The organism is Levilactobacillus suantsaii (assembly GCF_004115745.1).
In the GTDB taxonomy this organism is placed as follows: Bacteria; Bacillota; Bacilli; order Lactobacillales; family Lactobacillaceae; genus Levilactobacillus; species Levilactobacillus suantsaii.
Map to the genome: position 1 here is coordinate 139,318 of NZ_QXIL01000004.1, position 19,710 is coordinate 159,027.

18 protein-coding genes, 18 tRNA genes and 1 rRNA gene are annotated in these 19,710 nt (G+C 52.2%); 9 read left to right on the plus strand and 28 right to left on the minus strand.

The window, feature by feature from the left end; translation table 11 throughout:
• The first annotated feature begins 85 nt into the window (after positions 1–85).
• Positions 86–913 (plus strand): NAD(P)H-hydrate dehydratase, encoded by an 828-nt coding sequence (locus tag DXH47_RS03575; protein ID WP_129031714.1) that lies wholly within the window; start codon positions 86–88, stop codon positions 911–913.
• Between the two features lie 76 nt (positions 914–989).
• Here the strand turns inward: DXH47_RS03575 and DXH47_RS03580 are convergent, their stop codons facing one another.
• Both DXH47_RS03580 and DXH47_RS03585 read right to left on the minus strand, forming a co-directional pair.
• Positions 990–1,685, minus strand: a complete 696-nt coding sequence (locus DXH47_RS03580) for a pseudouridine synthase domain-containing protein (RefSeq protein ID WP_129031715.1) — start codon at positions 1,683–1,685, stop codon at positions 990–992.
• Between the two features lie 12 nt (positions 1,686–1,697).
• Positions 1,698–3,341, minus strand: coding sequence for a putative polysaccharide biosynthesis protein (locus DXH47_RS03585; protein ID WP_129031716.1), 1,644 nt, complete (start codon positions 3,339–3,341; stop codon positions 1,698–1,700).
• A 249-nt stretch (positions 3,342–3,590) separates the two neighbouring features.
• Here DXH47_RS03585 and DXH47_RS03590 point away from each other — a divergent pair, with 249 nt between their 5' ends.
• Both DXH47_RS03590 and DXH47_RS03595 read left to right on the plus strand, forming a co-directional pair.
• Positions 3,591–3,914 carry a hypothetical protein gene (locus tag DXH47_RS03590; RefSeq protein WP_129031717.1) on the plus strand — a complete coding sequence of 108 codons (324 nt, stop codon included), beginning with the start codon at positions 3,591–3,593 and terminating at the stop codon, positions 3,912–3,914.
• Between the two features lie 246 nt (positions 3,915–4,160).
• Complete coding sequence (locus tag DXH47_RS03595) at positions 4,161–4,925, plus strand: flavodoxin family protein (protein WP_129031718.1); 765 nt, start codon at positions 4,161–4,163, stop codon at positions 4,923–4,925.
• 85 nt (positions 4,926–5,010) lie between these two features.
• Here the strand turns inward: DXH47_RS03595 and leuS are convergent, their stop codons facing one another.
• Positions 5,011–7,446 (minus strand): leucine--tRNA ligase, encoded by a 2,436-nt coding sequence (leuS, locus tag DXH47_RS03600; RefSeq protein WP_129031719.1) that lies wholly within the window; start codon positions 7,444–7,446, stop codon positions 5,011–5,013.
• Positions 7,447–7,844: 398 nt separating this feature from the next.
• Here leuS and DXH47_RS03605 point away from each other — a divergent pair, with 398 nt between their 5' ends.
• Entirely contained in the window at positions 7,845–8,474 is a 630-nt protein-coding gene (locus DXH47_RS03605) for a phosphatase PAP2 family protein (RefSeq protein ID WP_129031720.1), read from the plus strand.
• 6 nt (positions 8,475–8,480) lie between these two features.
• The gene (locus DXH47_RS03610; protein WP_129031721.1) at positions 8,481–9,047 is read left to right on the plus strand and encodes a tRNA (mnm(5)s(2)U34)-methyltransferase; all 567 of its coding nucleotides are present in this window, start codon (positions 8,481–8,483) and stop codon (positions 9,045–9,047) included.
• A 150-nt stretch (positions 9,048–9,197) separates the two neighbouring features.
• Here DXH47_RS03610 and DXH47_RS03615 read toward each other — a convergent pair whose 3' ends face one another.
• Positions 9,198–9,638, minus strand: coding sequence for a MarR family winged helix-turn-helix transcriptional regulator (locus DXH47_RS03615; protein WP_129031722.1), 441 nt, complete (start codon positions 9,636–9,638; stop codon positions 9,198–9,200).
• 100 nt (positions 9,639–9,738) lie between these two features.
• Between DXH47_RS03615 and alsS the strand changes: the two genes are divergently transcribed.
• The gene (gene alsS, locus DXH47_RS03620) at positions 9,739–11,406 is read left to right on the plus strand and encodes an acetolactate synthase AlsS (protein ID WP_129031723.1); all 1,668 of its coding nucleotides are present in this window, start codon (positions 9,739–9,741) and stop codon (positions 11,404–11,406) included.
• A gap of 16 nt (positions 11,407–11,422) precedes the next feature.
• Positions 11,423–12,136: an acetolactate decarboxylase gene (budA, locus tag DXH47_RS03625; RefSeq protein ID WP_129031724.1), complete on the plus strand. Its 714-nt coding sequence runs from the start codon at positions 11,423–11,425 to the stop codon at positions 12,134–12,136.
• Positions 12,137–12,450: 314 nt separating this feature from the next.
• On the opposite strand, the gene DXH47_RS03630 is transcribed toward budA, so the two are convergent.
• The 3 genes from DXH47_RS03630 to DXH47_RS03640 form a co-directional block, all read right to left on the minus strand.
• Positions 12,451–13,176 (minus strand): adaptor protein MecA, encoded by a 726-nt coding sequence (locus DXH47_RS03630; protein ID WP_129031725.1) that lies wholly within the window; start codon positions 13,174–13,176, stop codon positions 12,451–12,453.
• 145 nt (positions 13,177–13,321) lie between these two features.
• Positions 13,322–13,729 (minus strand): transcriptional regulator SpxA, encoded by a 408-nt coding sequence (spxA, locus tag DXH47_RS03635; protein ID WP_129031726.1) that lies wholly within the window; start codon positions 13,727–13,729, stop codon positions 13,322–13,324.
• An 85-nt stretch (positions 13,730–13,814) separates the two neighbouring features.
• Positions 13,815–14,555 (minus strand): MBL fold metallo-hydrolase, encoded by a 741-nt coding sequence (locus DXH47_RS03640; RefSeq protein ID WP_129031727.1) that lies wholly within the window; start codon positions 14,553–14,555, stop codon positions 13,815–13,817.
• A 117-nt stretch (positions 14,556–14,672) separates the two neighbouring features.
• On the opposite strand from DXH47_RS03640, the gene DXH47_RS03645 reads away from it, so the two are divergent.
• Together DXH47_RS03645 and DXH47_RS03650 are read left to right on the plus strand one after the other, a co-directional pair.
• Positions 14,673–15,176: a monooxygenase gene (locus DXH47_RS03645; RefSeq protein WP_129031728.1), complete on the plus strand. Its 504-nt coding sequence runs from the start codon at positions 14,673–14,675 to the stop codon at positions 15,174–15,176.
• Positions 15,177–15,309: 133 nt separating this feature from the next.
• Positions 15,310–16,515, plus strand: a complete 1,206-nt coding sequence (locus DXH47_RS03650; RefSeq protein WP_170954939.1) for a DUF2075 domain-containing protein — start codon at positions 15,310–15,312, stop codon at positions 16,513–16,515.
• 72 nt (positions 16,516–16,587) lie between these two features.
• Here the strand turns inward: DXH47_RS03650 and DXH47_RS03655 are convergent, their stop codons facing one another.
• From DXH47_RS03655 to rrf, 21 genes are all read right to left on the minus strand, one after another.
• Positions 16,588–17,595 (minus strand): aldo/keto reductase, encoded by a 1,008-nt coding sequence (locus DXH47_RS03655; RefSeq protein ID WP_129031733.1) that lies wholly within the window; start codon positions 17,593–17,595, stop codon positions 16,588–16,590.
• A 70-nt stretch (positions 17,596–17,665) separates the two neighbouring features.
• Positions 17,666–17,824, minus strand: coding sequence for a hypothetical protein (locus tag DXH47_RS11615; protein ID WP_170954940.1), 159 nt, complete (start codon positions 17,822–17,824; stop codon positions 17,666–17,668).
• Between the two features lie 121 nt (positions 17,825–17,945).
• Positions 17,946–18,020: transfer RNA gene (locus DXH47_RS03660), tRNA-Asp, on the minus strand.
• A 5-nt stretch (positions 18,021–18,025) separates the two neighbouring features.
• A tRNA-Met gene (locus DXH47_RS03665) sits at positions 18,026–18,099 on the minus strand.
• A 44-nt stretch (positions 18,100–18,143) separates the two neighbouring features.
• Positions 18,144–18,216, minus strand: a tRNA-Glu gene (locus tag DXH47_RS03670).
• Between the two features lie 7 nt (positions 18,217–18,223).
• Positions 18,224–18,311 (minus strand) — tRNA-Ser (locus tag DXH47_RS03675).
• Between the two features lie 3 nt (positions 18,312–18,314).
• Positions 18,315–18,389: transfer RNA gene (locus DXH47_RS03680), tRNA-Ile, on the minus strand.
• A gap of 7 nt (positions 18,390–18,396) precedes the next feature.
• Positions 18,397–18,467, minus strand: a tRNA-Gly gene (locus DXH47_RS03685).
• A gap of 25 nt (positions 18,468–18,492) precedes the next feature.
• A tRNA-Phe gene (locus DXH47_RS03690) sits at positions 18,493–18,565 on the minus strand.
• 8 nt (positions 18,566–18,573) lie between these two features.
• Positions 18,574–18,648, minus strand: a tRNA-Asp gene (locus tag DXH47_RS03695).
• A 2-nt stretch (positions 18,649–18,650) separates the two neighbouring features.
• A tRNA-Met gene (locus DXH47_RS03700) sits at positions 18,651–18,724 on the minus strand.
• 11 nt (positions 18,725–18,735) lie between these two features.
• Positions 18,736–18,825, minus strand: a tRNA-Ser gene (locus tag DXH47_RS03705).
• 28 nt (positions 18,826–18,853) lie between these two features.
• Positions 18,854–18,927, minus strand: a tRNA-Ile gene (locus tag DXH47_RS03710).
• 14 nt (positions 18,928–18,941) lie between these two features.
• Positions 18,942–19,015 (minus strand) — tRNA-Met (locus DXH47_RS03715).
• A gap of 28 nt (positions 19,016–19,043) precedes the next feature.
• Positions 19,044–19,117: transfer RNA gene (locus tag DXH47_RS03720), tRNA-Pro, on the minus strand.
• Positions 19,118–19,123: 6 nt separating this feature from the next.
• A tRNA-Arg gene (locus DXH47_RS03725) sits at positions 19,124–19,197 on the minus strand.
• 36 nt (positions 19,198–19,233) lie between these two features.
• Positions 19,234–19,305 (minus strand) — tRNA-Gly (locus DXH47_RS03730).
• Between the two features lie 7 nt (positions 19,306–19,312).
• Positions 19,313–19,385: transfer RNA gene (locus DXH47_RS03735), tRNA-Thr, on the minus strand.
• 52 nt (positions 19,386–19,437) lie between these two features.
• Positions 19,438–19,510 (minus strand) — tRNA-Lys (locus DXH47_RS03740).
• A 2-nt stretch (positions 19,511–19,512) separates the two neighbouring features.
• Positions 19,513–19,585, minus strand: a tRNA-Val gene (locus DXH47_RS03745).
• Positions 19,586–19,591: 6 nt separating this feature from the next.
• Positions 19,592–19,708: ribosomal RNA gene (rrf, locus tag DXH47_RS03750) — 5S ribosomal RNA — on the minus strand.
• Positions 19,709–19,710 lie beyond the last annotated feature (2 nt).

Sequence of the window (19,710 nt, forward strand, 5' to 3'; positions counted from 1 at the left end):
ATTCTAGCATACCAAGGGACCGTTTTCACTTCCACTTTTTAGCATGCTATACTAAACACGACTCAACTTGAAAGGAGTTTTTTGTATGCAAACCCTAACCGCAGATATTCTCCCACAGACCATTCGGCAACGGCCCGCCGACAGTTATAAGGGGACTTATGGCCACATCGTCTTAATCGGGGGCAACCAAAACTTTGGTGGCGCCATCATCATGGCTAGCACCGCCGCCGTTTACGCCGGAGCTGGTCTGGTAACGACCCTCACCGACCCCAGCAATCAAGGTAGCCTGCATGCCCGCTTGCCAGAAGCCATGTTTGCTGACTACCACGACAGCGACTTGCTCACGTCATTAGTACAGGGGGCTAATGTGGTAGTCATCGGTCCTGGTCTGGGGACCGACGCCACGGCACTTGGCGTTTTAAAACGCGTTTTTGGCCTCGTTACAGCTCAGCAAACGCTCGTCGTCGACGGTTCAGCCTTGACCATGGTAGCGACTCACGACCTAAACTTTCCTGACGTTCCCTTGGTCCTGACGCCGCACCAAATGGAGTGGCAACGCGTGAGCGGCGTTAAAATTGCCGACCAGACCGAAGCCGCTAACCGGACCGTCGTGGACCAGCTCAAAGCTACGGTGGTCCTCAAATCCCATCACACCCAAATCTACACGGCTAACGCGACCTACGAGAACCCACTAGGGACTCCGGCACAAGCGACCGGTGGTATGGGTGATACGCTGGCCGGCATGGTCGGGGGCTTTATCGCCCAGTTCAAACCGACCGACCAAGCAGTGCTCGCGGCGGTCTACAGCCACAGCGCAATTGCTGAAGAATTGGCCCAAACACAGTACGTGGTGCTTCCCCACCAGATTGCAACCGCGCTACCAACGTTTATGAAACAACACGCCGCCAAATAACCACCGATTCACCCGATAAAAAGCCCGAATTCACCGTATACAAGCGATGGACTCGGGCTTTAGTTTTAGCTTTAAGTTAACGTGGCGCATCAGCGTCGTCTAGCGGTGCCACTAACGCATCGATTTCTGCGGGAAACAGGCCCCGGTAAGTCCCCATAGGCAGATCACCAGGTAAGCTGACCGGACCAAACGCCGTGCGAGCGACGGGGCCCACCAGGCCTGGTAGTTGCGCGAATTGCGTCAACGCCCCAGTCAAATCATGGGTCACCCCCACTAAGGTGGTGGTCTGTTGAACGGCCTTGACCTCGGCCGTCAAGCTCTGCCACGCCACCGCCGACCGTAACGCCGTGAGATCTGTGAGGGGCGCGGATAAATGCGCGGTCACCTGACTGGGCCAGCCCAACGATTGCAGGTCACTCACAAACCGGGAGTCGTCACTGGCGAGGACTAACCCCGTAGCGGTCTTAGGTAAGTCGGCCAAGGCCGTTAACTGCCACTGCCGGTCAAAGTCATTGAGCAGGCTACCAAGACTGCGCGGTACGGTGGGCGTCAAGTCGTTTTGAAAGCCCAACGGCCGGTTGAAAATCAAGTATTGGGGTTGCCGCCCGGTCACCGCCAAACCATCCACACAGATACGGTCTTGTGGTTGAACGGTCGTATGCCCAGCCACGGCCACAGCATCGTTGACGGTCACCCGTTCTTGGCGCAGTAACCGAAAAATCTGGCGTCGAGTTCCCTGATGGTGCTCAGTCAAGTAACGTTCCAAATTCATGCCATATTCCCCCTAACGAATTCGTAACAGGTGGCGAATAACTGCCGCCCGGTGACCCAAGACTTCATCGGCCAACCGGCTACGCAGCGTCGTGTAGACATAGAAGTATCCGCCCACAAGGGCCGCCACGGCCACCACGATAAAGCTCATGACCCGGCTATCTCCCAAGAACGTGCCCCCTAATACGACGACGATACGAGCCAAACCAAAGGTAATCAATGAAGCAAGTAAGATGCCATTAGTCCGCTTGGCAATCGTCACATAGTTGATGCCAAATTGGTAATTCAACGAATGGATAATCAAGTAACAAGTCACCAAGAATCCGAGTCCGGTCGCAACTAGCGGGCCAAAAGTCCCTAAGAAGTAGACTAACGGCCACTGAACCACGAATTTGACCACGGTCCCCACCAAGAAGTACTTAACGGCACGTCGGTTTTGCGAAATCCCCTGCATCAACGCTGATACCACCGTGTACAGCCCTAAGATAATCGACAAATACGACGAAAAAGCCAGTACCGAGGCGCCCAACGCTTCTTGGGCGTGCCCGTAAAAGACGATGTTCAACGGTCGGGCGACCGCCGACATTCCCAAGGCACTCGGTAACATGATGAATTCAAACATCAAAAAAGCGTTCGTCAATTGACCCGAGATTTCTTGTTGGTTGCCACGCGTATAAGCTTCTGATAGTAATGGTACCACGGTGATTGCCAGTGCCGACGCCAACGAAATCGTAATCATAATGATTTTATTGGCATTGACCCCAAACAACGCGAACAAGTCATTCAAGTAAGCTGCCGAATAATTGCCAGCGGCATGCATGATGGGCGCGAAGGTGTATTGGTCAATCAATTGAAAGATCGTGATACCGGCCCCGAGGACCACGAAAGGCACCGCTTGGGCGATAATTTCTTTATAGAGTTGCTTGGCCGGTACGACTAAGGCGTTATCGCTCTGACGTACCAGAGAGTGGAAGTACCGTCGGCGCCGCCAATAGTAGACCCCTAGAATCAAGAGCCCGCATAACGCCCCGATTGCCGCGGCCAGCGTCGACTGGGAGACGGCCGTGACCCAACTGCCCTTCCAGACACGCATGATCAGAAAGGCCGTTACCAGCATGTAGATGACCCGCGCTAACTGTTCGACGAATTGCGAAATTGCCGAGGGGGCCATCTGTTGGAACCCCTGAAAGTACCCCCGCGTAAGACTCATGGTCGGAATGATCAGAATCGCCCATGCCAGCGAGTGCAAGACGGGCACCAAGTGCGGATCGCCCCCGGTAAAGAGCGGAGCCCCAAAGAAGAGCAAGGCGGCGATAACGATCCCCGTCCCGATGGCAATGACTAACCCCCGGCCGTAAAGTTTACGACTGATGCCGTATTCGTTTAGTGCGTTATAGTGGGCCACCTGCTTAGCAATCGCCGAGGGAACCCCGGCAATCGCCGCAATCAGGAAAAAACTGTAAATATTGTAGCCTTTCCCGTACAGGGCGTTTCCTTGTAAGAAAAAGGTGCCAAACCAAATGCTCCAGGGAATAATGTACACGGCCCCTAGAATCCGCGAGAAAATACTTCCCGCCGTCATCCAGGCGGATCCCGCCACCATCTGTTCCTGTGCATTTGTTTGCTCACTGCCCACGTTACCAGACCTTGTCGCCATTTGACACCCTACTTTCACATCATTAAATTAATTAAATTCCCACCAGGTTGTGCCCGGTAATCAAACCAATATTATACCACAGCGACTTACTTATCCAACGAGGATTTAGGTTAATTATCCACTTCTTACCCTTCTCAGCGGGACGTCTCCCCTGCGCTTAGCTTACCGAACGACTCTAAGAGTGGTATCCTAGAGAGTAGTGAGTTGTTAAGAATTAAGGAGTTACTGTTTTTAAGGAGGCAGGCCAGTATGGCACACACAGCGGCTGGAGCGACTGCCACTTCGAAGATGCAAATGTCCCCGGAGCGTGCGCAAGAGGTCATCCAGATGGCGAAACGGGTTCGACACAGCTTTCCTGAGTTGAAAACCTTTTCTGACGAACGACTACTTTACGCGATTTGGCGGAGCTTCAAACGAATCGACCAAACCAGTGATAGTGACTATCACACCATGGCAAAGGTCTTTTTCCAGGAGTTCGATCGCCATTTACTACATTACGAATTCTCAAGGGCGGGTGAAGACGACGCCGTTCGGCAACGATTCTTCGCCATCATTACGGATCTTTTTCAATAAATTTAACTTAATGAATGTTGATTGTGTCGCGGCGAGGGACTCCCCTCGGCGCGACTTTTAGGTTGCCTCCATATTTCATCGCGTCATCCATTTTGTGTCGTGGTCATTTAACGGATCAATAGTCATTTAGGGGCATCCACCGCTCAGTAATCGCATGATAACGGGCTTACACGGCCTTTTCAACATTGCTTAACCGGGCATTTTTGCAGTATACTAGGACTAGTTTTAACGAATGGGGGAATTGCCATGCGTTACTTAGCATTACTCGGGAGTCACGAACGATCCGGGATTACCGCCGACTATTTGCAAGCGGTCTTGAAGGCGCTACCAACTGACGCCAAAATCGAAACCGCCTTTTTGCAGGATTACGACATCTATCCGGACCGTCCTGACCACCCGTGCCCGGCACTCGACACCTTAGAGGCTAAGATGGCCGCCAGTGATTTTTGGATCATCTGTGCCCCGACTTATTGGGGTACTCTGTCGGGGGTGATGAAACGATTCTTTGATTGTATGCGGTTTCGGTTGGTCCGGATGACTAAGGCGGGCGACACTCTGCCTGGTAAGTACAAAAACAAACACTACCTGAGCATGACCACCTGCTTCATCGGGTCGTTCGAAAACTTCGTGACCGGCATCACCGACCAGACCTTCGTCACCATTGACCGTGTCCTAACTGGGGCTGGTCTGATCAAGGTCGGCGAATTCGTCGGGACCGGGACTTGGGGTGCTGACGCCCCAACTCCGGCCAAGCTAGCCGAATGTACCCGGTGGGGCCATAAAATCGCTAACCGGACTCGAAAGGATGATAATACCTTGAAACGTTATCTCTTACTGTTTGTTATGATTGCGGCTATGGCCCTCGTCACGATGGGCTTACAGGCCTGGTGGCTTGGGGTTTTCGCCCCTGGAAAGTTCTGGCTGACCTACGTCAGTTTCGTCATCATCTTCTTTGTCTTGCTGGCCTGCCTGCTACACTTCTTCACCTACGTGCGGCACCGGCGACGGTGATGGCCCCAGCTGGCCTTACATAGTAAAAGGGTCCTTGCCCAACCGGTAGCTAACCGGTGGGCAAGGACCCTTTTTGAGTCAAAATTTAGTTGGCGACAATGTTGACCAGTTTCCCTGGTACGACGATGACCTTACGAACCGTTTTACCTTCGATGTGCGCCTTGACCATGTCATCGGCTAAAGCATCCTGTTCGATAGTTTCCTTGTCCGCATCCTTAGCCACCTTCAAGTGCGCGCGAACTTTACCGTTCACCTGAACGACCAGTTCGATGACGTCCTCGACCAGTTGCTTGGGATCATACGTCGGCCACTTCGCGTAAGCCAACGTCTGGTCGTGCCCCATCAAGGCCCAAAGTTCTTCGGCAATGTGCGGCACGATTGGGGAAATCAACTTGACGAAGCCTTCCATGTACAATAATGGCAAGCTGTCGGCTTTGTAAGCCTCGTTGATGAAGACCATCAGTTGCGAGATGGCCACGTTGAAGTGCATCGCTTCGATGTCTTCGGTGACCACCTTGACGGTCTGGTTGTAAATTTTATCCAGCTGACCGTCGTTGATCATAGTGACCCGGTCGCGTAAGTGATTGTTTTCATCAATCAACAAACGCCAGACTCGATCCAACCAGCGGTGTGACCCGTTGATGCCTTCGGTACTCCACGGCTTCGAGGCTTCCAGCGGTCCCATGAACATTTCGTACAACCGTAACGTGTCGGCCCCATATTGGTCGACGATTTCGTCGGGGTTGATCACGTTGCCCTTGGACTTGGACATCTTTTCGTGGTTGGTCCCCAGGATCATCCCCTGGTTGACCAGCTTCTGGAACGGTTCCTTGGTCGGCACAACGCCTAAGTCGTAAAGGAACTTGTGCCAGAACCGGGCGTACAACAGGTGCAAGACGGCGTGTTCCGCCCCACCAATGTAGAGGTCGACCGGCATCCAGTACTTCAACTTCTCGGGATCGGCGATCATCTTGTCGTTGTGGGGATCGACGAAGCGTAAGAAGTACCACGAACTCCCTGCCCATTGTGGCATGGTGTTGGTTTCGCGCTTTCCTTTGCGCCCGTTCTTATCCACCACGTTGACCCAGTCATCGAGGTTGGCCAAAGGACTTTCCCCAGTTCCTGACGGTTCGAGTTGCTTAGCCGCGGGTAAGCGTAATGGTAATTCGTCTTCTGGGACCAGCGTCGTTTCGCCGTCTTCCCAGTGGATGACTGGAATCGGTTCACCCCAGTAACGTTGCCGGGAGAAGATCCAGTCGCGTAACCGGAAGTTGACCTGCTTGTGCCCCGCATCGTGAGCTTCCAACCAGTCGGTGGCAGCAGACATCGCGTCGGCCTTGTTCATGCCGTTTAAGAAATCAGAGTTCACGTGAGGCCCATCGCCCGTGTAGGCTTCGGTCTGAACATCGACCTCACTACCATCTTCGGGGGCAATGACTTGGATGATTGGCAACTTGAACTTCTTAGCGAAATCGTTGTCCCGTTCGTCGTGAGCGGGCACGGCCATGATGGCCCCCGTTCCGTAAGACGCGAGGACGTAATCCCCAATCCAAATAGGTAACTTCTTACCGTTGATCGGATTGATGCCGTAAGCACCGGTGAAGACCCCGGACTTGTCCTTATTGAGGTCAGTCCGTTCCAAATCGGACTTGCTTTCAATGGCGTCCTTGTAAGCCTGAACGGCATCGTGTTGTTCCGGCGTCGTGATTTGGTCGACTAACTCGTGTTCGGGCGCTAAGACCATGTAAGTCGCGCCAAACAAGGTGTCCGGCCGCGTCGAGTAAACTTCGATTTTGGTGTCTTCTTGTCCCGCAACCGGGAAGAAGATGCTGGCCCCTTCGGAACGGCCAATCCAATGACGCTGTTGTTCCTTGATGCTTTCTGGCCAGTCCAAATCGTCGAGGTCTTTCAACAAGCGGTCAGCGTAGGCCGTGATCCGCAAGACCCATTGCCGCATTGGCACTCGGTAAACCGGGTAACCGCCCCGTTCGGTCTTGCCGTCCACGACTTCTTCGTTGGCCACGACAGTTCCCCCCATGAAGTCGGGCGCCCAGTTGACCATGATTTTGTCTTCGTAGGCTAACCCCTTCTTGTAGAGTTGTTCGAAGATCCATTGGGTCCACTTGTAGTACGACTCATCGGTGGTGTTGACCTCCCGGCTCCAGTCGTAAGAGAATCCTAACGAGCGAATCTGTCGCTTGAAGTTCTTGATGTTATGCGCGGTAAAGTCCTTAGGATTGTGTCCCGTCTTCAACGCGTACTGTTCCGCCGGTAGACCAAAGGCATCCCAGCCCATTGGGTGTAAAACGTTAAAGCCTTGCATCCGCTTGTAACGGGCCATGATGTCGGTCGCGGTATAACCTTCCGGGTGCCCCACGTGGAGGCCTTGACCGGACGGGTAAGGGAACATATCTAAGACATAGTATTTTGGTTTCGGTGACTCGTCAACGGCCTTGAAAGTCTCGTTAACACGCCAGTAATGTTGCCACTTGCGCTCGATAATTTGGTGTTTGTATGCCAAACTGAACTCTTCCTTTCTGTCATCAAACATTGTGTGTAAAAAAAGCCCCCAGAATCGGCCACTTGACCAATTCTGTAGGGCGTTTCAGCGCGGTACCACCTACGTTTTCCCGGTAACCGGGACTCACTAGCGGATAACGGCGCCAAACGCCCACCTTGCGGCAGAATACACTCGGAGATAAGTTCACAACTTCCGGTCACGGATTTCCAGCCCCATCCGCTCTCTTGTGGCCTTGAAGTTCCTACTACTTCCCGTCAACGTTTATTTTATCGGTGATTGTCCTAATCTTAGCAAACCCCCTAGTTAAAAGCAAGACGCCCCGGGGCTTTTCGCTAAAAAATCTCTTCGCCACCTATGCTATACTAGGACTAAATCTGTCGCAAAGGAGCGATTCATCCGTGCCCAAAATTTCGCGTTTGCGCTGGCAACTCACCTGGCTAGCCGCGCTCCTCTTTGGCCTCGATCTCTGGGGCGTCGTGACCCACCAAGCCTGGGTCCACGCCCTCGACACGACCGTGAGCCAGGCGATTCGACAACCCGTCTCGACCAGTCTCACCAAATTAGTGACGGCCATTACCACGACCGGTAACCCCCATGGCACCTTCTGGACCACTGTACTCTTAGCCGCGGGACTCCTCATCTTTCGGCGCTACCAAGGCGCGTGTTTTTTGGTGGTCAACGTGGTCGTGTTCGCCGTTTTGGGCAACCCGCTGGTCAAACACTTGGTCCAACGGGCGCGCCCGGCCGTGCATCAATTGGTCCACGAGACCTCGTACAGTTTTCCTAGCGGTCACGCCATCACTGTGATGGTCTTGTGGGGGTCTGTCATTATTTTGTTGGCTACGACCTTACCGCACCATCCCCACTGGCGCCGCCTGCTAATTGGTCTGGCTAGCATCTGGATCATCGTGATGGGCGTCTCACGCGTCTTCGTGGGCGTGCACTACCCCACCGACGTCTTGGCCGGCTGGTTACTCGGCTTTTGTTGTTTAACGCTTAGCCAATGGTTATTTACCCTAAGGAAGTAATGAATGATGAATTTACCCAACGCCTTAACTTATAGTCATACCCTACTCAAAGACTGCCTCTATCCCGGCGCCACAGTCATCGACGCTACAGTCGGTAACGGCCATGACACGCTCTTCTTGGCCCAAGAAGTCGGTCCTACCGGCCACGTCATCGGCTTTGACGTCCAGGCGACCGCACTTCAGGAGACCCGTACCCAGTTGACGCTGACCGGGTTGACCCCACGAGTGACCTTACACCTGACGGGCCACGAACACGTGGCCACTTATCTCGATGACCAAACCGAAGTCGCCGGCGCCATTTTTAACCTGGGCTACCTGCCTGGCGGTGACAAAACGCTGATTACCCGGGCCAACACCACGTTGACCGCCATTCAGGCCATTTTACCCCATTTGCCACGCGGGGGACGTATTATCCTGGTGGTTTATGCCGGCCATCCCGGCGGGCAAGCCGAGGCCACGGCCGTCCACGACTTTTGTGCCGCCTTACCGCAAAAAACGTACCAAGTCCTGCAGTACGGCTTCATCAACCAGGTCCACACCCCGCCATACTTACTGGCGATTGAACGCCGCTAACCACTTTAACCACAATTTAGGCGTTTGTAGCGGCAAAGAAGCCGGTAGAAGTTCCCAATCCTTGAGAACTTTCTACCGACTTCTTTTTTACTGTGGACGAGTCCCAGGACGCTGTCGCCACCGGGATCTTGAGTCATCACCGTTTCTCATCTATGACGCCGAGTGATCCGATTTTTCCGCCACCACGTGTTCGACCACGGCCTCGATAGCCGGGACCAGCGGGCTAGTTGCCGTGATGCCTGTCGCGGCAAATTTCTCTTCCCACCACGCAATGCGAATCTGTTGAATCGTTTGGACGGCCGTCATGCCGGTCGCTGTGAGTGTTAAGAGCTTGCTTTTGCCGGTTCCCGCCGTTTTCGTGAGGTAGTCCAACCCAGCCATTTTAGTGACTTCTCGGGTGATAAGCGCCTTATCGATTACCAGCAAGCGAGCTACCTGGTTTTGTGTAAGCTGTGAGTTGTCACCAATCACCAGCAAGATACAGGCTGCGGTTTGATTCAACCCTAGCGTTTCGAATTGTTTTTTGGTTTCCTTGTAGAATTGCCGGTGCAGAATCGAAATATCCTGCGCCAAATAGCCGATATTTTTCATGCGATCATTTCCCTCGAGTCAAGTGTGTTGACAAATCAACACAGCCGTTTTATCTTTAAACCATACCACGCAACTTCAGACTTAACAAGGAGACGACTCGATGAAAAAGAACGGTGCCGAAGCATTAGTACAAGCAATGATCAACCAGGGCATTAAATATGTCTTTGGTCTTCCCGGAGCCAAGGTCGACCAATTGTTCGACCTGTTAGAACACAGTACGGATCCCCGTACGCCACGCCTGATCATCACCCATCACGAACAAAACGCAGCCTTCATTGCCTCCGGCATCGGTCGGTTGACCGGTCAACCGGGAGTCGTGGCCACGACGTCTGGTCCCGGGGTCTCCAACTTAGCGACCGGCTTGATTACTGCCACCTCTGAAGGAGATCCCGTCATCGCGTTAGGCGGCCAGGTGCCCCGTAACGATGTGGCGCGTTTGACGCACCAAAGCATCCCCAGTAAGGAACTGATGACGTCAGCCACTAAAGACAGCGTCGAGGTTCAAGACGCTAACAATCTCTCCGAAACGTTTGCCAACGCTTACCAAACGGCGGTGGCGCCTAAGGCGGGGGCTACATTCATTTCTCTGCCTAAAGATGTGTTGGGTGACACGGTGACCACGCCGGATATCAAGCCCCTGGCGCCCGTGGAACAGGGTAGCGCCGATGCTCACGTGCTGGACCAAATCATCGCAAAATTAAAAACGGCCAAGCTCCCCGTTATTTTAGCCGGGATGCGGTCATCAAGTGCCGACGTCACGGCCGCCATCCACGCCCTACTTCACAAATTTTCAATTCCCGTTGTGGAAACCTTCCAGGGCGCCGGTGTAATTTCACGGGGCCTGGAAAAGAACTACTTTGGTCGTGTAGGCCTCTTCCGTAACCAAATCGGGGACGCCATTCTTAAGGAAAGTGACCTGGTTATCGCGGTCGGCTACGACCCCGTCGAATACGAAGGCCGTTTGTGGAACCCCGACCGGACCGGCGAAATCATCAACCTGGACAGCATTGCACCCGAAATTTCTAACGATTACCAACCAGATCTGGTCATCCAAGCTGACATTGCCAAAACGTTGCAGGCCCTAAGTGACCAGTTGCCACAGTTAACGTTGAGTGACACCATGACTGACCACCTGCACACCATGCAAACCAACTTCGTCTCCCAAGACGCTATTCCGACCACCTCGTCGGATCGCGAGGTACATCCCCTGGCCATCATCAAGGCGCTCCAAGACCAGGTCCAAGACGACACGACCGTCACGGTCGACGTCGGTAGCCATTACATCTGGATGGCCCGCCACTTCCGGAGTTACGAACCACGCCACTTGCTCTTCAGTAACGGGATGCAGACACTCGGCGTCGCGTTACCCTGGGCCATCGCCGCGGCGTTAGAACGACCGGGGCAACCCGTCGTGTCCGTTTCCGGTGACGGGGGCTTTCTCTTCTCTGGTCAGGAGCTCGAGACGGCCGTGCGCTTGCAACTACCAATCGTTCAACTCATCTGGAACGACGGTCACTACAACATGGTCGAGTTCCAAGAACAGGCCAAATACGGGCGCGATGCCGGCATCGACATCGGTCACGTTGACTTTACTAAATACGCTGAAAGCTTTGGCGCAACTGGGCTTCATGCCGATACGCCCGACCAAGTCGCCGCGGCCTTGAAGCAGGCCTTTGCCACCGCCGGACCGACCGTAATCGATATTCCGGTGGATTACAGCGACAATTCAAAATTCACGTCCACCTTGCTCAAGGACGTGCTCAACTAATTCCAGGAGGCAATTTATGGCAGACAACAAGACAACCCTTTACCAACATGGTACCTTAGCGTTATTGGTCCCTGGGTTATTAGACGGAACTTTGAAGATGGCCGACCTTTTGGCTCACGGCGACACCGGCATTGGTACCGGTGAGGGACTCGATGGGGAACTCATCATCTTAGACGGAACGCCCTATCAAATCGATAGCAACGGCCGGGTCAACCTAGTCAGTGCTAATTTCATGATGCCCTTTGCCAATAGTCACTTTGCCGACTACACCCCGTTGATGCACGTAGATCAGATTACGCGACCCACCCTTCAACGCCGGATTACGAGCAAGGTGGCCAGTGCCAACACCTTTTATTCGTTAAAGATCACGGGCACCTTTACCAACATGGAGACCCGTGCCGTACCGAAATCCGGTCAGCCCTATCAGTCGCTAGCCAAGACGGCGGCCAACCAAAGTCACTTTATCCGTGAGACTGTAACCGGAACGCTTCTAAGCTACTATTCCCCGCAAGTTTTCGACGGGGCAGCCGTAGCGGGCTTTCACAGTCACTTCTTGGCCGATGACCACGACTTTGGCGGTCATATTCTGGGTTTCGACCAGGTGACCGGTGACGTCAGTTTTCAGCAGTTCGACACGTTAGAACAACACTTACCAACCACGAACACAGCTTACATGGGCCACGACTTCACCCAAGACGACATCTTAGGTGACATCCACCAAGCAGAATAGGCCAACCATTTAAAATGGGCGTCTCAGTCAACTGACCGAGGCGTCCATTTTGGTATCCATACGGGAGTCCCATCACTGCTGGAAAAACACCATGTATTTCATCTCGTCAACGCCGCCATGGCGGTATTTTTCACATTCCGATAGACTTCTACAACAATAAAAGAGTCTGGAACATAAGCCCCAGACCCAACTATCATAGAACCCTAAAAGCTGTACCCCATCACTCATGGAATACAGCCGCTTTAGAAATTCTGGTTAAATTTTAAATTAAGGTTCCTCAGTACACCAAATCAAGTAAGGTCAATCGCCCTGGCTTATTTAGCCCCTAAGAAGTAGTATCGGGTGAGTTCCAAAGCACTGTGCTCCATCACTAGTTCCCCGTGTTCCGCTAACACATCCGCGGCTAACCGGGACCGGTCAGCATACTCATACGCCACAGCTAAGTCATCCTTAATGGTTTCCCGCGACGTCTCGTTGGTAAAGAAGATCAGTTCTAAGTAATAGTCACCGTTATAACGGTAGAGATTCGACGCGGCACTTTCTAAGTGCAGGACCCGCGCCAAACTAACCATGTCCTCAAAGCTGTGTAACTTTACCACTTGAGAAATCGTCGGTTGCCCGTCATCATTCAGATAATCGGCCACATCATTCGTTTCACTTGCACGTGATTTCAAGCTCGAGAAGACATCCTTTCGCTCGTCCTTTTCAAGTAAATGTTCTTTAAGCTGGTCCGAAATCTGGTCGGGGTGATCCGTATAGACACCGGCATCCCCTTGGTCGTCGTTCGTCTCAGCGTCTTGATCGACATTTTTACTGATGAATAATTCCAGACCGTTGCGATTTGGCAAAACCTGAAAGGTCACCGCATCATTGTCTTGGAATTGGTGATCAACATCCACTTCCTCCAAAATACTATAGAAGAAGCTTTCAATCTGCTTATGGTTCCCTAAGAGATCCAGGACGGTAATCCCACGTTCGCTTAGGTCATCGTTCCCAATGACCACACGAATCGTATTTTCATTGATCCGTTCCATTTCCATGAATAACACCCCTTTCTCATGGGTTGGGTATTGTCCTTGATACTCATTCTAAACGTTTTTAATGGCTTGTAAAGTAATGGTCACCAAAAAACCGGACTGCAAGTAGTATTCTCTCACAAATCCAGTTAGATGCAACTAATTTAGCTTACTTAACCAAGTTTACCCGCTGTTGGGCTTGATTACGCGCTAACACCCGTACTTGCCGGGGTAAGAAGCTACGAATCTCATCTTCATTATACCCGACTTGGAGCCGCCGGTCGTCGTGGATAATCGGCCGCCGTAGAATGGTGGGGTTCTGTTGAATCAGCGCGTATAACTCCCGTAACGGTAAATCGTCGACCGCTAGCTTTAATTGCTGGTACGGCTTAGACCGTGTCGAGATAATCTCATCGGTCCCCGTTTCTGTCAAGCGTAAAATCGCCTTGAGTTCACTCGCCGTAAGGGGGGTCGCCACCATATTCCGTTCACGGTACGCAATGCGATGGGTATCTAACCAGTGCCGCGCTTTGCGGCAAGAAGCACAACTCGGCGTCGTATAGAGAATCACAGTCATGTTGAGGACCTCCCCTTTTATAATTAATATTTTATGGTAACCATTATATCATCATTCTAATTAAAGTCCAGCCTCAACCCTAATTTCAAAGGCGATAAGTTGCGCCGGCTTGAACCACAGCCACCGGGATATCAGGACCGGCCGCAGCTTGAGCTTCCCGTTGTAACTGCGCCAACGATCCAGTTTGTGGCAAATGGGTCAGTAATAATCGACGAACTTGAGCCTGCCGGGCTAACTCGCCGGCTTGTGTCGATGTGAGATGCCAAGCCGTTCCCTGATGGTCAGCATAAAAGTTGGTATCGGCTAACAAGGTATCGGCCCCCTGAGCCCAAGTCGTCAGTTCCGGAAAGGCCGCCGTATCGGCCGTAAATGCCAAACGTTTGCCCGTGGCCGTTTCCGTGATGATTGGCGCATAAGCCGGAACTGGGTGATGGGTCGCCATAAAGGTCACCGTCAACGGCCCCAAGGTCAACGTTTGTTGTGGATCATAGGGCCGGCCCACCGTGGCGTGGGGCCAAGTCAAGCTTTCAAAATGAGTTTGGTCAGCCGTATGACCATAGATTGGTAGTTCAGCTTCCTTCTTTTCTCCTGGTGCTAATTGCCATAAGTATTGCAGGACCCCAACATCCGCAATATGGTCGTGGTGATAGTGGGTCAGTAAGACTGCATCAAGTTGTAAGGGGTCTAAATAGCGCTGTAACGCCGTAAGCGCCCCGCTCCCGCAGTCCAGCAGCAAGCGGTAATCTCCACTCGAAATCAAGTAACTACTGGTTCCGATGCCATTAAAGGGGTATCCCCCGTAGCACCCCAAAACCGTTAAATCCATCCAATCATCCTTTCAAGTTTCTTTCTTCAGTGTAGCGCGCGAATGAAAAGGTGTAAACGTTTCATTCTTTCACCAAGACTGCGGTATAATGAAGGCGTCAACGAGGAGGGAGTCATCATGTTACAAAATATTTCATTAACATTTGGTAGCCGGGACGTTCTGAAGCATCTGATTACCGCAAATCCCGACCGGCAACTGGTCCTTTTGGGCAGTTCGACGGGCGATGATGAAGGACTCCAACTACTTGATGTCTCCGGTCAACCTAGTCTTTTCACTACGCACTTAGACTACCAGGTCAATCTGCACCAAGGCTCAACCGCCTGGCACGGTTTCTTCAATTTTAGTTACTTCCGTTTCGATGCCGAAACCGCCAGTGTCTTCGACGCGAAGATGAACCGGTTAGCGGCCAATCCGCTCCCGCAAGGCATGCAAGCCCTCTACGTGTTAACCAAGGTTAACGATCCAGGAAACTACATTCTCCTCACCATTTGGGACGAGGGGCAAGCCTATTCTTTGTGGCGCCACTCAGCAGCGTTTGCCCCCCTGGGGATTTACGCCACCAGTGCCAACCACTTCCACAGCTCCGGTTATCAACGCATCGCCCTCAAGGCCAAATCGTAACCTAACCGGTGGGTGCAACCTGAACAATGGTCCCGGCAAGCTGAATCGTCAGTCTGCCGGGACTTTTTTGACCTGATTTGGGTCCCGCAACCGGTTGCGTTACAATGGAATTTTAGGAAAGAAGGCGCCATTCATGGCTGTGACCAACACTGCCACCACTAAAATTTCACCTACGCTGCCCCTGACTACCGGCCAAGACCGCCTGGTCAAGCAGTTGCTCGCGTTCACGACGGCGCACTTGCAGACTCCCGGACCCGCGGTGTTCACCCTCTACGGAGACGCCGGCACGGGCAAAAGCGTCGTTCTCGCGCATCTGTTCGACCAGCTACAGACCCAAGCCCGGACCGCAACAGCTTCCCCCTTGGCAGGAACGACCAATTATTTCTTGGTCAATCATCCCGAACTATTGAAGGTCTACCGCCAAATTGCGGGGCGACAACCACACCTGTTCAAGAAGGATTTTCAGCGGCCGACCACGTTGATTAATCGCCTGGCGAAGCACCAGACCACGGCCGACGTTTTGGTCATCGATGAAGCTCACTTACTGTTGTCCCAAGCGGACCACTACAATAATTTCTACGGCGATAACCAGTTGTCGGCCCTACTCCAATCGGCGCGGGTCGTCATCTTGGTTTTTGACGAGACCCAGGTCTTACGGTTCAAGAGCTTTTGGACCGAAGCTCGCTTGGAACGCTTACTAGCGCCCTACCCGCATACGAGTTATCGGCTGACCCATCAATTTCGGATGCAAGCTAGTGATCAACTGGTCGCCTGGATCAATGCGTTCACCCACCACCAGCTTCATCCGTTACCTGCGAACGGCGGGGCCAACTACGAATTGCGGATCTTCGACGACGCCGAAGCCATGCGCCAAGCCATCGTAGCCCGCGATCAAACTGTCGGGTTGTCCCGCATCGTCTCGACTTCGGGCTACCCGTCAACTCTCGACGGCGGCAAACACTACGTCACGGAAGGCCGATTCCGGCTTCCCTGGGACCAGTATAATTATACCCAAACGCCCTGGGCAGAACTGCCCGAGACCCGCAACGAAGTCGGATCCATCTACACTTGTCAAGGGTTTGACTTAAACTACGTCGGTGTGATTTTAGGTCCCCCGGTCAAACTGGTCGACCAACAACTCACCATCGATTTGTCCCAGACAACTGACGCCGCGGTCTTCAAACATCGGGATGACATTGCCCCACAAGATTTGACTGCCGCCAAACAGCAGTTAGTCTTGAATTCTATCAATGTGCTTATGAAACGTGGCGTTAAAGGGTTGTATATTTACGCTCACGACCCCCAATTGCGGCAATTTTTACTAACGCAGCGCGCTTAAACTCAATTTAGCTCTAAAAAGGCAGGCTCCTAAATCGATTTTAGGAAACCTGCTCTTTTAATATCGTTAACTTTACTTTTTTTCATCAATCAAAACAGTGCCCGTATCAGGATTATGGTCGATGGCGCCCACGATTTCGTGCGGCACGTAGAGTTCCTCCAGGTAGTTGACATCTTCCGGCGTCAGCTTAATGGCTAACGCAGCGGCCGCATCATCCAGATGTTGAGTCTTCGTGGACCCAACGATTGGTGCCACGACACCCTTAGCCCATTGCCAAGCCAAAGCAATCTGCGACATTGAAACTTGGTACTTCTGGGCCAATTCGTCGACCCGGTCCACGATACCCAAGTCTTGTTGCTCGGCGCGGTCGTATTTACCCATGGCGACCCGGTCGGTCTGACTCCGCAACGTATCGACTTGCCAATCCTTGTGGCTCAAGTGACCAGACGCTAAGGGACTATAAGGCATCAACGACACGCCCATTTGTTGACAGATAGGAATCAGTTCGCGTTCATCTTCACGGTACAACAGATTGTAATGGTTCTCCATGGCCTGGAACTGGGCCCAACCGCGGTCCTTAGCGACTTGTTGCATGTTTTGGAATTGGTAACCGTACATTGCAGAAGCCCCAATGGCCCGTACTTTACCGGCCTTAACTAGGTCGTTTAGTGCTTCCATGATTTCTTCAATCGGCGTCTCGTAATCGAATCGGTGAATGATATAAAGATCCAAGTAATCGGTTCCCAAACGTTTCAACGACCCATCAATTTCGCGGTGGATGGCTTCCTTAGAGAGCCGACCCGGGTTAAAGTATACCTTCGAAGAAATGACAACTTTATCACGCGGAATCTGGTTAGCTTTAAACGCGCGCCCCAGATACTCTTCACTGATTCCCTTCGAATAGCCGTTAGCGGTATCAAAAAAGTTGATGCCTAAATCTAACGCGTGGCGGATCACCTGTTCACTTTCATCGTAAGGTAAGCTCCACTTGTGCATCGTACCGGGTTTGCCAAAACTCATCGCCCCGATACAAACCTTTGACACGTTAATGTCCGTATGACCTAACTTGGCGTACTGCATGCCCATCCATAATCACTCCTATCGTTTTACGTCCTTAGTATAAGGGTTCGAGTCGACTGTAAGTCAAGGATTAGGATTGACTTTCACGTCCATAATACTTAGATAGTAGTTTGGCTAAAAACTGCCCTTTTTCTATAGAAGAAAATAAAGACTCTTTGTCAACGGCTGTTGCTGAGGAGTTTTCTGGGGAAACCAATTCATTATTTAAATCGAATTCAAAATCAGTCAAGAAAAGGAACCCCAGTGAATTGGATTCCAATAACCCTCCTCATCAACACCGGTTGACAAGACAAGACACCGAAAAAGACCATACCAAAAAAGCCTTCCACTCACGGGAAGACTTTATCGGACGGTCCGTACGAGACTCGAACTCGTGATCTCCTGCGTGACAGGCAGGCGTCCTAAACCGACTAGACCAACGGACCAACTATTGCGGGAGCTGGATTTGAACCAACGACCTCCGGGTTATGAGCCCGACGAGCTACCAGACTGCTCTATCCCGCGATAATAGAAATATGAAATTAAGATTGCGATGATAATCATCACAATGACCCGTACGGGATTCGAACCCATGTTACTGCCGTGAAAGGGCAGTGTCTTAAACCACTTGACCAACGGGTCATATAAACGGAGAAGGAGAGATTCGAACTCTCGCGCCGCTTGCGCGACCTATACCCTTAGCAGGGGCACCTCTTCAGCCACTTGAGTACTTCTCCATATGGGCCTAAATGGACTCGAACCATCGACCTCACGCTTATCAGGCGTGCGCTCTAAACCAGCTGAGCTATAGGCCCATATAAAAGCGGGTAACGAGAATCGAACTCGCGACAACAGCTTGGAAGGCTGTGGTTTTACCACTAAACTATACCCGCAAAACTTATATGAGTTTTCAAGCAATGGCGCGGGACGGAATCGAACCGCCGACACATGGAGCTTCAATCCATTGCTCTACCGACTGAGCTACCGAGCCATTTAAAACGGTCCGTACGAGACTCGAACTCGCGATCTCCTGCGTGACAGGCAGGCGTCCTAAACCGACTAGACCAACGGACCAATTGCGGGAGCTGGATTTGAACCAACGACCTCCGGGTTATGAGCCCGACGAGCTACCAGACTGCTCTATCCCGCGATAATAGAAAAAGGAGGATGAGAGATTCGAACTCTCGCGTGGTTTTACCCACCTGACGGTTTTCAAGACCGTTCCCTTCAGCCAGACTTGGGTAATCCTCCATATCGCACTGTAACAATGTCCACCTGATGGACCTTGTAGGACTCGAACCTACGACCGAACGGTTATGAGCCGTTTGCTCTAACCAACTGAGCTAAAGGTCCAGTCCAAGTCCAAATCGCGGCGGGGGGGATCGAACCCTCGACCTCTCGGGTATGAACCGAACGCTCTAGCCAGCTGAGCTACACCGCGAAGTGTTAAATAAAATATTCTTATTTAATCGGGAAGACAGGATTCGAACCTGCGACCCCCTGGTCCCAAACCAGGTGCTCTACCAAGCTGAGCTACTTCCCGTTAAAATGCACCCAGTAGGAGTCGAACCTACAACCTTCTGATTCGTAGTCAGACACTCTATCCAGTTGCGCTATGGGTGCAAAATAACAGTAACGACTTAATACCTTTCGGTATCAAGCGGAAGACGGGATTCGAACCCGCGACCCCCACCATGGCAAGGTGATGTTCTACCACTGAACTACTTCCGCAAAATAATGCCGACTAGAAGATTCGAACTTCCGACCCCCTGTTTACAAGACAGGTGCTCTACCAACTGAGCTAAGTCGGCATAGTCAGTATCATTCTTTCTAATCTATATATATCACTCACCACTTGGTGAATGAGCCCTGACAGGCTCGAACTGTCGACCCTCTGATTAAAAGTCAGATGCTCTACCAACTGAGCTAAGGGCTCAATGGAGGATACAGGGCTCGAACCTGTGACCCTCTGCTTGTAAGGCAGACGCTCTCCCAACTGAGCTAATCCTCCATATACGCGTGGCAACGTCCTATCCTCGCAGGGGGCGATCCCCCAACTACTATTGGCGTGCTGAAGCTTAACTTCCGTGTTCGGCATGGGAACGGGTGTATCCTTCAGGCTATCGCCACCACACT